An 11355-nucleotide genomic window follows, 5' to 3' on the forward strand; every position below is an offset into this window, starting at 1 on the left:
CCGACGGGGCTAGGGCCAGAGGCGGTCTTCACGACGCTCAGCAATCCGTTCTGGGCGTTCGCATCTCAAGCGAACGAGGCTGCTACCAAGAAGGACGAACGGAAGTGTCCTGCCATGTGGGTTTGCATATGGCCTGGAGATCTGGAGCAAGACGAAAAAGGTGACATACGGCTACCCAACAAGCCAAAGCAGGCTGTCAAGTCTGCCGAGGATATATTGCGTGAGGCGCAAGACGTCTGGCAGGGCCGAGGTTGCAAGTCGCCAACAATAGAGTGTTCAGAACGGAACGAAGTTCTGTGGCAAATTTACTCGAAGTACCTTGAAAAACGTCAGGCGTTAGAAACCTTTGACGTCGACCTTCTCGGAGTAATTTTCCCGGTGGGGCGCGCCTTCAGCATTGGGGGCGGAGCTGCGGAAAGCGCAGCCGCTTCCGCGGCAAGGGGGCTTGAGATAGCGCCGGGCAAGTTCGACTACCTGTTTGGGCGAGTCTCCAGCAATGCACATAACGCGGCTCGTTCAAATCAGCTGGCGCTTGAAATGAAGCGACTGGGCGTGCCGGATACTGCGGTGGGAAGGCGGATGCTCTCGGAGCACTTGGCGTTGTCGGCGAGAGCCGAAGGGAACTTGTCGCGGACGTTTTCAAATCAGTATGGAAACTTCGAGGTGCGCGAATCCTTATTCATGGGGCCTTCAGGCAAAGCGGCGAAGTTCGAGAGCACCTTCCAAGTTCTCGATGACGGCACGCGACGTCTCAGCACGGTGATCCCGTTTCATTGAGAGGCAGAAAGATGGACTTTCCCAGCACGGCAGACTTCTTGGAGGCGTTTGGCATCGAGCCAGTCGAAGAAGATTCAAGCACGGCATACTGCCGCTATGTAAAGCAGTCAATGGATGGGCTTCAGGAGTTGGATATCTCCTTCAGCGCAGTTGCCAAATCGTTCCAGGTGGTGCTGCGATTTGACGGTAGGGAGATAATGGCGGCGTCGTCGGAGAATGTGCGGCTCATCGAGCTTCGGGACGATCAATCCGGCTCAGGAATGCATGTGGTGTTTGACGTTTATGGCGGAACATCAGAGGCAGTTGTGACCTTGGAGCCTGATTTGCATTGCCGTTGGTGGACCATCCGAAGCTGATCTGAGCCGTTCACCTTGTGCGGCCACGAGAAGCGAGCGTGTGCGCGAGATGGTGCGCGCCTGCGCAGGCGTCCATCACCGCGCAATGGATCGTCGACGAGGGCTAAGACGACGTCCAGAAGCGGGGCTGATGCACTAGCCACTCAGTTTGGTGCAGTGCGTTCTGGAGCGACCGGGCCTGAGCGTAGCGGCCTTCCGTCCTCCTTCTTGACCCTCGAGGACGCTACGACCAGACCGAGCGGATCACTGCCTGCCGCCTCGTTCCCGACGCCTCGGCCCGCACTAGCGTCCAGCGAGGCGTTGCCTCGCCTTCGTTCAGCAGCTCCAGGTAGGCCAGCAACGCCTTGTAATCGTCGAACTCCAGCGTCACGTCGGCGCCGCCGCGAGTGGCGTTGAGCTCGATCGCAGAAACGCGGACGCCTTCGACGGCCACCGTCTCGAGCGATCGCAGCACCGGCTGCAGCGGAAAGGCCGCCGTGCGCGCCACCGCCAGCGCGTCACGCGCGTAGGCCGGTGGGACGGCCGCTTCCGCGGCGCGATCGGCTTGCACGCGCAGGCTCTCGCGCAGGCGCGCGATCTCCGCCGCATCGGCGGCGGCTCGCGCCACCAGGTCCGTGCGTCGCTCCCAGGCCTGCCATGCGCCCACGCCCAGACCGATCGTCGCGACCGCACAGAGCGCGCCCCAGACCACCAACGCTGCAATCGGCCGCCGCGCCGCTGCGAAGTCCACCTTCAACGGCCTCATGCCGCTCCCCCCTTGCGGAAGGCGAGATGCTCGTCGACCCGCTGCCCCGGCAACGCGGCCCCATCGAACTCGATGAGCGGAACCCCGTCTGCCGGCCCGTCATGCGAGACCAGCGCCCGATTCAGCACAGCCGCAGGCGCCTCATCCTCCACCGCATACGACTGCGCCACTCGATAGGTGTCGCCCTCGGCGATCAGCAGCACCAGAGACTCGCTGTCCGCAACGGCGAGCCCTGCGCTCCCGCCGTTGGCGCGTGTCGAACCCAGCGACTCGATCGCCAGGGCCCACCACGGCCGCACGCTGCACAGCGATCGCCCCCCGACCGCCTCGATGCCTTGTCGCCACGCCGGGTCCATCGCCACAGCCAGCCGGGGTGACGCTTGCCCTTCATCCAACCACACTGGGCTGTCCGCCGGCAGGCCCGTCGATTCCTCGACCATTGATGCAGCGATCGCCTGCCACTCCGCCTCGCTGGCGACGCCTTCGACGGCGGGCAGCAGGAAGGGCCGGCAAACCGTGCCGCTCACCGCCACCTGCAAACGCGTGCCGCGCGGCAACTCGCGCACCGCGGCCGCGAGCGCTGCCAGGGCAGCATCGCGGCCCTCGACCTTCGCCGCCGCCAGCACCGTTCCTCCCGCAGCCACACGCACTGCCTCTTCGCCCACATAGGCGACGGCCGTCCGCGACGCCGACCGCTTACCAGCCCACCACACGCTTGATCTCCTCCGCGCTGCTCTCACGCCGGCTCACCATGTCGGCGCCCAGCTGCGACAACGTCCTCACGCCTTTTCGATACACGTGCTCGCGCAACGCCGACACCGGCGCCCCGGTGGTCACGAGATCGCGGAAACCGTCGTCGATCGTGTGGACCTCCGCGATGACTCGACGGCCCTTGTAGCCCGTGCCGCCGCAGCGCTCGCAACCGACTGGGCGTGGCACTGTCTCCGGCCTGGGCAGCCCCATGTCGACCAGCCACTGCTGCTCGCGCGCCGTTGCTGGCCGGTCGGCCACGCAGTGCGGACACAGGCAGCGCACCAGCCGCTGCACGATCACGCCGTTGAGCGCGGCCATGAACCCGAACATGTCCAGGTCGAAGTGCTTGAAGCGCCCGGTCACGTCGAACACGCTGTTCGCGTGCACCGTCGTCAGCACCTGGTGGCCGGTGAGCGCCGACTGCACCGCGATCTCGGCAGTCTCCGCATCGCGGATCTCGCCGACAAGGATGCGATCCGGGTCATGCCGAAGGATGGACCGCAGGCCCTTCGCGAAGGTCAGGCCCTTGCGCTCGTTCACCGGCACCTGCAGCACGCCGGCCAGCTCGTACTCGACCGGATCCTCGATCGTGATGATCTTCTCGATGCCGTTGTTGACCTCGGACAGCGCCGCATACACCGTAGTCGTCTTGCCGCTGCCGGTCGGTCCCGTCACGAGCAGCATGCCGTGCGGCAGCCCCGCCAACTCACGGATCATCGCGGCGCCCGATGCGTCGAAGCCCAGCAGGTCGAGCGACACCTGGTCCGCCGGATCGCGCAGCTGAGCCTTGTCCAGCAGCCGCAGCACCGCGTCCTCGCCGAACACGCTGGGGATGATGGACACCCGCAGGTCCAGTTCCCCGCCACCCAGCGCGATCCGGAAGCGACCGTCCTGCGGCAGGCGGCGCTCGGTGATGTCCAACTGGGCCAGGACCTTGATCCGGGAGATCGCCTCCTCCGCCTGACGCGCGCCCTCCATCCGCTCATGGGGCGTCAGCACGCCATCGCGACGCAGCCGCACGGTGACGCCGTGCCGGTCGCATTCGAAGTGGATGTCGCTCGCGCCGACCTCATAGGCACGCCGCAGCGCCTGGTCGACGAACGCGACGACCGGCCCCTCCGGCAAGGCGCCCCCGGTCGAACTCCCGACCGCGCTGACGGACGAGCTGGCGTCCGACGAGGCGGAGGGCGCCGAGCCCAGCCAGCCGTCGAGTTGCGCCGCGGTCGCGGCGATCGGCGGCACACGGCGGCCCATCGCCTGCGCTGCACGGCGCAGCGTTGCGTCGTCCCAGGGATCGGCCATCGCCAGGCGAAGCAGGCCAGGATCGCCGTCCAGCCGCACCGGCACGGCGCGCAGGGATCGCGCGAGCGCCAACCCCGGCGTCCCGAACAGCGCCGGGTCAGGCACGGCGCGCTGGCCGCTGTCGCCGTCCACCATGTCCATGCCGCCGGTCTCGCGCAGTAGCGCGGGCAGCACGTCAAGCCAGCTGCCACGCAGCAGCTGGTCGAGCACGGTCTCGGCGCCCGCCTGCGCGGTGTGCCGGCGCGCGGCCTGCAGGGCGGCGCGGAAGCCCGCGCGGGTGTCGGCGCTCATGTCGGCCCTCATATCGGCGCTCATGGGGCAAGCTCTTTCGTCACGGGTCGTGGGAGGCAGCGCGCGTTCATCGGATGCTGCTCGCGATGTCGAAGATCGGCAGGTACATCAGCACGACGATGCTGCCGACGAGCAGCGAGACCAGCAGCAGCATCAGCGGCTCGACGATCCGCGTCGCGCGGTCCATGAAGGCGGCGAAGTTGCCGGCGTGGCGTTCGGCGATGGTCTGCAGCACGCGCTCGAAGTTGCCGGAGCGCTCGCCGACGGCCAGCAGCCGCTGGGTCACGGTGTCGGTCAGGCCGGCATCGGAGAACGCGCTGGACACCCGCACCCCGCGCGTCAACGCGGTCCGGGCACCGCGCATCGCATCGTCCATCTGCTCGCCGAGCGCCAGGCCCTCGCAGCGCAGCAGCGTCTCGTCGAGCGTGTAGCCACCACGGAACATCACCGTCATCGAGTGGTACAGCTTGGCAAGCCGGAACTCCCGCAGCGCGCGTTTCACCGGCGGGATCCACCCCGCCGCGCGCATCGCGGCGCGCTGGATCGCGCCTTGTCGCCAAGCCACGACGGCCAGCGCGCCAAGCGCCGCCGCACCCGCCAGAAGGCTGAGCCGATGCTCTCGCACGAACACGCTCGACAGCGTCAGCAGGTGGGTCGACCAGCTCATCTCGCCGCGCAGGTCCGCATACATCGACGCGAAACGCGGCAGCACGACCACGATCAGGAAGCCGCTGACCAGCAGGCCCAGCCCCAGCACCAGGCTGGGATAGATGGCGGCGCTGACGACCTTCTTGCGCAGCGCTTCCACCATCTCGTGATAGCGCAGGTAATCGGAGAGCGCCTCGGCCAGCGAGCTGCTGCGCTCACTGGCGCGCACGCTAGCGACCAGCACCATCGGGAAGCGGTCCAGCGCCTGCATCGCGACGGACAAGGACTTGCCCTGGTGCAGCTGCGCCAGCAACGCCGCTTGCAGTTCCGCACGCGCGCCATCGGCGCCGGACTGCGCCTGCAGCGTCTCGATCGCCTCCACGACGGTCATGCCGGCGACCAGCAGCGTGCGCAGCTCCTGGCACCACCAGGCGATGTCCAGCGCACGCGCCCGGGCGCCGGTCGGCCCTTCATGCGAGGCCACGCGCACGGCCACCGGATCGCGGACCGGCTCGGCGGTCAGCACCTTGCGGCCATCGGGCAGACGTTGGCCGAGCGACTCGCGCGACGGCGCGTCCATCAGCTCTTCGCTGACGGTCATGCGCACGGGATCGAGCAAGCGGACGCGGAGCTTCATGCCGGTGAGGAGATCGTCAATGGGAAAGAGAAGGCACAAGGCGCCTCAGCGCTCCTGGTCAGAGCTGGATGTCGGCATCGTCGCCACTGCCACCGGCCACGCGATCGTGGCCGAAGCTGAACAGCTCGTAGTCCTTGCCCGGCTGCTGCGACGGGATGCGGTACTGATAGGGCATGCCCCACGGATCGTTGGGCAGCTCGCCCTTGAGATAGGGGCCGCGCCACCGCGGATCGTTGGCGTCGTTGCGCACCAGCGCGGCCAGGCCTTCGCCGGTGTCGGGATAACGGCCGAGGTCGATGCGATAGCCCTGCAGGGCCTTGTCGATCGCATCGAGCTGCGCCTTCGCGGTCGTGACCTCGGAGCGCGAGATCTGGCTCAGGAAACGAGGGCCGACGATGCCGGTCAGCAACCCGATGATCAGGATGACCACCAGCAGTTCCAGCAGCGTGAAGCCGCGCGAGCGCCGGCCGACGCGGGAGTCCATGGATTCGGTGTGCTTCATGTCTTGGGATCTTGGTCTTCGGGTGCTCGGGTCTGTGGACGCTCAGACGTCGGTGTCCACGACGAATTTCCAATCAGCGTAGCGGCGCGCCGGCTCCAGTCGCAGCCCGGGCCGGCGCACGGCACCGGCGATCAAGGGCTGATCCTCGCTGAGGCTGTAGACGCCGCGGATGCGCCCGTCATCGCCGCGCACCAGGCCCCACTGGCCGGTGGCGCCAACCGGGTCGGGATAGAGCCGGCGCAGGTGCCGCACGGTGCCGACGAAGCGTTGGTCCGTCAGCAGTTCGTCGAGCTCCTGGGGGAGTCGCTTGTCGGTGCCGGGCGAGCTCCGCCGGTAGCGCTCCAGCGCCTGCACGTAGAGCAGGCCGATGCGCAGCAGTTGCTGTTCCTTGTCGCGCCGCGCGGCGTCGGCCCACGACTGCGCCGCCACGGACAGCGCCATCGATGTCAGCGCCACCAGCACCAGCACGGCCACCAGACCGTAGCCGCCGCTTCGCCCGAGCGCGCCGGAGCGCTCACCACGACGCATAGCTGCTTCCATCGGCGGACACCTCGCGCGCGCCGCTGCGGACGTCGGACACGCCCTCCCCATCGACGTTGCCCGCCCGGGGCGGCACGGCGACCCAGGTATCGGCGCGCTGCGTCACCGGATCCAGAGGAATGGATCGCAGATAACGACGCTCGACGAGCTCCGCCAGCTCCTTCGGATAGCGCCCCTGGTCGCTGTAGAACTTGTCGATCGCATCGCGCATCGCGTGCAGGTTGTGGCGCAGCGCCGTGTCACGCGCGCGGTCCACGTGCTGCACATAGCGTGGCGCGGCCACGCTCAGCAGCAGCGCCAGCGCGGCCAGCACCACCAGCAACTCGATGACGGTGAAGCCACGTGAGCGGGTGCAGCGGTGGAGCGGCCTCGACATCCCCGTCCTCACCATTGCTTCAGCGGCACGCCGTTCAGGCCGACCGCGGTGGATTTCGAATAGACGTCGTAGACCTCGGGGCCGGGCTGCGGGTTGTCCGCATCGGACTGATAGCCGCGCAAGCCCCAGGTCTGCTCGGCGGGCAGGCCAGGCTCCGCGAACGGATCGCGCGGCACCCGGCGCAGGAAGCGCATCGTCTGCCCTTGCCGATCCGCGCGCGCGTCCACGACTTCCTGCGTCAGATCCTGCAGCGTGGCCGGATACGGCGGCCGGTCGCCGGGGCCCAAGACCGCACCGGCCTCGCGGGCCGCACGGTACGCGTCGAGCGCGTCCCGGATCTCCCAGAGCGCCCGCTTGAGTTCGCGCTCCTTTTCGCGCTGCACGGTCATCTCGGCCATCGGCAGCGCCAGCGACGCCAGGAAGCCCAGGATGGCCAGGCACACCAGCAACTCGATCAGCGTGAAGCCGCGCTCGATCGCACCGCGCGAACGCGTGCCGACCCGGCCGCGAAGGCGGCGGTCGGCGGCTGCGATCGCGCGGCTAGGCGTCATCTCACTTCACCTCGATGACGGCCGGTGCGGGCAGCGCCGGGCGGTCGGCATTCGGTTCCAGCGACACCGGCTGCGCGGTGCCGACCCGCACCTCGGCGCGGCCGGGCGCCGTCGCCTTGAAGCGCAGCTTGAAGACGCCCCCAGCGCCCTCGGCGGCAGTGGCCTGGTTGCGCAGCACGCTGAGGTTGACCCGGCCCGCGTCCACCCGCTTGCTGAAGCTGGTCACCGCGCCGCCCTTGCGGAAGTAGTCGTCCTCATCGGCATCGACCAGCGTGAGCTTGTCGGCGCTGAACTGCAGCTCGGTCATGAGCCCCCGCAGACGGGCATCGCGAAGGTCCAGGCGGACTTCGACGGTGTCGCCGACCTTGGCCTGCCCCGGCGCCGCGAGCGACAGGGCCGCCTGATGCGACGGCAGATTCGGCGCGACCGGTGCCGGCGGCGCGGACGGTTGGCCGGCCCCCGGCGGCGACGCGACGCCTGGTGCCGCCGGCGAGCCTGCAGCGCCTGCGGCGCCCGGCTTGCTCTCCGGCTGTGGCGTGTTGAACTGCAGGCCGCCGACCTGGCGCAGCTTCGGCGAGGCCTCCGTGCCGACCCACATCTCGGCTTCGCTCGCGTTGAGGCGCTTGACGTTGCGCAGCACGCGCGGCGTGATGGCGAGCAGCAATTCCGAGCGCTTGCCGTCGTCGAGCTGACTGGAGAACAGCCGGCCGAGCACCGGCAGGTCCCCCAGGCCCGGCACGCGGCTGGAGGTGGAGCGTTCATCGCGGCTGATCAGGCCCGCCAGCAACTGCGTCTCGCCATCGCGCAGGCGCAGCAGCGTGTTGGCGTTGCGCGTCCCGATCTGATACGCGATCGACCCGGCGGACGTCTTGGTCGCGGTGCCGAGCGAGCTGACCTCCAGGCCGATCTTGATGGCCACCTCGTCGTCGGCGAAGACGGTGGGCTCGACATCGAGCTTCAGGCCGACGTCGAGGTAGCTGATGTTCTCCGAGACGAAGCCGCCGGTGCCGGTGGTGGTCGACACGATGGGGATCTTGTCGCCGATCAGGATCTTGGCTTTCTCCTTGTTGCGCACGCGCAGCTTGGGATTGGCCAGCGTGGACGTATCCCCGACCTCGCGGCGGAGGTTGACCAGCAGGTTGTTGGGATTGAAGCCGACGCCGATGCGGTCGCGGCCGATGCCGTCGAGGTTGCCGAGCGTCAGCGAGTCGCTGCCGACGGGCGGTAGCGGCGTGAGCGAGAACGAACTCGGGAACTTGACGCCGAGCTCATTGAGGCGCGAGGCCGCGACCTCGAGGACTTCGACTTCGAGCAGCACCTCGGGCTCGGCGCTGTCGAAGACCGCGAGCAGCCGTTCGGCGAGCTGGATGTTCTCGGGCGAGTCGCGCAGCGCGAGCAGGTTGCTGCGCTCGTCCACGAAGGGCTCGCGGATCTTGAGCATCGCCTTGAGGAAGGCGGCGGCCCCCTTGGGATCGCTGTTGGAGAGGTTGAACACGCGCACCAGTTGCTCCTGGTACTCGCGGTGCTTCTCGGCGGTGTTGGGGTAGATGACGATGGTGCGGGAGTCGATGACCTTCTTGGCCAGCTGGTTGCTGGAGGTGATCAGGTCCAGCGCGTCCTCGACCTTGGCCTGGCGCAGCAGCACGGTGACGCGGACGTCGGCGCGCACGTCGCGGTCGAGCACGAAGTTGATGCCGCTGTGTCGGGTGACGACGTCGAGCACGGTGCGCAGGCTCGCGTCGCGGAAGTCGAGCGAGATCGGGCGGGACTCGGTCAGCACGCCATTGAGCGCCTGGACCTGGGCGGCGCGCTGCTCGCTGAGCAATCGGCGCTGCAGGTCCAGCAGGCCGCCGTGGCGGGGGTTGTCCTTCAGCGCCTGCTCGAGCGTGCGCAGCGCGCGGTCGGGTTGTCTGGCCTCCACCCACTTCTGCGCGACGGCAAGGTCGGCGGCGCCCTTGCGCTCGAGCTCCATGTCCGACAGCAGCGCCTGGACGCGGGCGTTCGATGGGTCGAGCTCCAGCGCCTGACGCAGCGTGGCGGTGGCGTCGTCGTACTGGCCGGCGGCGCGCTGGGAGAGGGCTTGCGAGATCAGCCGCATCTGCGCGTCGGCGCGAGCCTGCAGCAGGGAGGTCCGCAGGGACGTGCTCTCTGGGTAGTCCCTGAGCCCGTTCTCGAGCGTCGACATCGCCTGCTGGTACTGACCGCCGGCCATTGCCTTGCGCGACTCCTCGCGGATGCGGTTCTCGGCGCAACCGGCGACGAGCAGCAGCGCCGCGATGGCGACGGCAGTGCCGCTGGCCGGGCGCACAGGGGAAGGGAAGAGTCGGGTGCGGAAGAGCATCGGAACAGGCGGATCAGGGCGACGGCGCGGCCGGCGGAATGCGGATCACGGCGCGCTGCTGCAGGGAGTCGTAGATGAGGCGGACTTCGTCGTCGGTGATCGCCTCGACGCGATAGCCCTCGTCCAGGCGGGTGCCGGCTTCGACGAGCAGGTCCTTGTCGGCTCGGGCGAGGTAGACCTTGCGCTGGCCCTGCGGGTCGATGAGCTGGCCGAGGTAGCGATAGTTCAGCGGCGGCGCCTGCGGAGGTGGCGGCGGCGGTGGGGGCGGCGGGGGCGGAGGCGGTGGAGGCGCCGGCGGCTGGGGAATGGAGAACGGGTCGCGATCGGCGGCTTCGAGCGGGTGCTCGGGCAGGCGGGCGGGGAGCGCGGCCAGGGGCTGCGCCGCGAGGCCGGGACGGGTCGGCGCCGTCGAGACGGAGGTGGGCGGACGCGGTGCGGGGGTGCTAGGGCCGCTTTGTCCGGACGGCGGGGACGTGGTGGCTGCGACCACGGGCGGGTCAGCGGGCGACAGCAGTGCCCAGGCGCTGGCCGCGGCGCTCATGCCGAGCGCCCAGCGCAAGCCGGGACGAAGACCGGGCGCAGGGGCGGCCGAGGTGGCGGGCGGGGTCGAAGCGCGCTTGAACATCAGGGCGCTTTCAGCGGCGGGCCGCGGAGGCCGCATAAGCCGCGGAGGCGGCCGACGGTGCGAGCGCGGGCGCGGGCCCCGATGCCGGAGCGGCAGTGGCGGGAACCGACGCGACGGACGCGGTCTGCGCGGCGGGCTTCGCCGCTGGCAGTGGCTGCGGCGCGGAGGTCGAGGCGGGCTCAGCGAGCGGGCGGCTCAGCCAGGTCGCAACGACGCGCGCTTCCAGATCGCCGCCCGAAGGCGTCGTCGTGCCGGTCATCGGCCGTGCGGCGTTCATCGGGTTCATGGCGCCCATCGGGGCCATGCCCGCAGGCGCTGCAGGGTTGGCGCGGCGCAGCGAGAGCTGCTGCAAGACGGCCTGCTGGGCGTCCCGGGTGAGGACGTCGGCCAGCACGGTCTTGATGGCGACGTAGCTGCCGCGGAGTTGGACATCGAGGCTCATGCGGCCGAGGGTGGTGCCGGTCGGCGCCTGATGCGAAGTGGAGATCGCGGTGACCAGGACCGACTGCGCCTCGGCGGCTTCGCGCAGATGGGCGACGGCGCGGGCGGAGGGCTGTGACAGCGGCAGGCGAAGAGCAAAAGGCGATGAGTCGGCGGGAGGCGCGGCGGCGACTCTGGCGCGCAACTGGGCGAGTTCGGCGCGGGTGGCTTGATCGTGTGAGAGCGCGAGGCGCTCGGCGTGCCGCGCGGCCACAAGGAAGCCGCCAGCAACGAGCGGAGGCACGAGGACAGCGATGGCCCAGACGAAAGTCGGCGCCTGGACAAGGCGCCGCTGCAGCGTGGGAAGGTCCGCCAGCGCACGCCAATCGATGGAGGTCAGGCGCATCGCTGGAAAGGACGGGAGGCGGGACGCGGGGATCCGGCGGGAACTGCTGCCGAAGGCATGAGCGAAAGGCGATCAGCGCGCGAAG

General features: G+C 69.1%; 13 protein-coding genes. 2 read left to right on the forward strand and 11 right to left on the reverse strand.

Going from position 1 to position 11355, the window contains the following annotated elements; genetic code table 11:
• On the forward strand, positions 1-777 hold a 777-nt coding region (locus ACTJKJ_RS05025), incomplete at its 5' end, for a hypothetical protein (RefSeq protein ID WP_440819767.1).
• Positions 778-788: 11 nt separating this feature from the next.
• The gene (locus ACTJKJ_RS05030) at positions 789-1133 is read left to right on the forward strand and encodes a hypothetical protein (RefSeq protein WP_440819768.1); all 345 of its coding nucleotides are present in this window, start codon (positions 789-791) and stop codon (positions 1131-1133) included.
• A 223-nt stretch (positions 1134-1356) separates the two neighbouring features.
• Here ACTJKJ_RS05030 and ACTJKJ_RS05035 read toward each other — a convergent pair whose 3' ends face one another.
• The 11 genes from ACTJKJ_RS05035 to ACTJKJ_RS05085 all read right to left on the reverse strand — a co-directional run bounded on the left by ACTJKJ_RS05035 (position 1357) and on the right by ACTJKJ_RS05085 (position 11270).
• Positions 1357-1878 (reverse strand): hypothetical protein, encoded by a 522-nt coding sequence (locus ACTJKJ_RS05035; RefSeq protein ID WP_440819769.1) that lies wholly within the window; start codon positions 1876-1878, stop codon positions 1357-1359.
• The gene (locus ACTJKJ_RS05040) at positions 1875-2591 is read right to left on the reverse strand and encodes a hypothetical protein (protein ID WP_440819770.1); all 717 of its coding nucleotides are present in this window, start codon (positions 2589-2591) and stop codon (positions 1875-1877) included. Before ACTJKJ_RS05040 ends, ACTJKJ_RS05035 begins: the two co-directional genes overlap by 4 nt.
• Positions 2575-4224 carry a GspE/PulE family protein gene (locus ACTJKJ_RS05045; protein ID WP_440819771.1) on the reverse strand — a complete coding sequence of 550 codons (1650 nt, stop codon included), beginning with the start codon at positions 4222-4224 and terminating at the stop codon, positions 2575-2577. Before ACTJKJ_RS05045 ends, ACTJKJ_RS05040 begins: the two co-directional genes overlap by 17 nt.
• A 67-nt stretch (positions 4225-4291) precedes the next feature.
• Entirely contained in the window at positions 4292-5509 is a 1218-nt protein-coding gene (locus ACTJKJ_RS05050; RefSeq protein WP_440819772.1) for a type II secretion system F family protein, read from the reverse strand.
• A gap of 58 nt (positions 5510-5567) precedes the next feature.
• Positions 5568-6011, reverse strand: a complete 444-nt coding sequence (gene gspG / locus ACTJKJ_RS05055) for a type II secretion system major pseudopilin GspG (protein WP_440819773.1) — start codon at positions 6009-6011, stop codon at positions 5568-5570.
• 42 nt (positions 6012-6053) lie between these two features.
• Complete coding sequence (locus ACTJKJ_RS05060; RefSeq protein ID WP_297385349.1) at positions 6054-6551, reverse strand: type II secretion system protein; 498 nt, start codon at positions 6549-6551, stop codon at positions 6054-6056.
• The gene (locus ACTJKJ_RS05065) at positions 6526-6927 is read right to left on the reverse strand and encodes a type II secretion system protein (protein WP_297385351.1); all 402 of its coding nucleotides are present in this window, start codon (positions 6925-6927) and stop codon (positions 6526-6528) included. The genes ACTJKJ_RS05060 and ACTJKJ_RS05065 overlap by 26 nt, the downstream gene beginning before the upstream one ends.
• Positions 6928-6935: 8 nt before the next feature.
• On the reverse strand, positions 6936-7478 hold the full coding sequence (locus tag ACTJKJ_RS05070) for a type II secretion system protein (RefSeq protein WP_297385353.1): 543 nt from the start codon (positions 7476-7478) through the stop codon (positions 6936-6938).
• A 1-nt stretch (position 7479) separates the two neighbouring features.
• Complete coding sequence (locus ACTJKJ_RS05075; protein ID WP_440819774.1) at positions 7480-9819, reverse strand: secretin N-terminal domain-containing protein; 2340 nt, start codon at positions 9817-9819, stop codon at positions 7480-7482.
• A 13-nt stretch (positions 9820-9832) separates the two neighbouring features.
• Positions 9833-10444 (reverse strand): hypothetical protein, encoded by a 612-nt coding sequence (locus tag ACTJKJ_RS05080; protein WP_297385357.1) that lies wholly within the window; start codon positions 10442-10444, stop codon positions 9833-9835.
• 10 nt (positions 10445-10454) lie between these two features.
• Complete coding sequence (locus ACTJKJ_RS05085) at positions 10455-11270, reverse strand: hypothetical protein (protein WP_297385359.1); 816 nt, start codon at positions 11268-11270, stop codon at positions 10455-10457.
• Positions 11271-11355: the final 85 nt, after the last annotated feature.

This window comes from Roseateles sp. 22389 (genome assembly GCF_052044995.1).
GTDB lineage: Bacteria > Pseudomonadota > Gammaproteobacteria > Burkholderiales > Burkholderiaceae_C > Roseateles.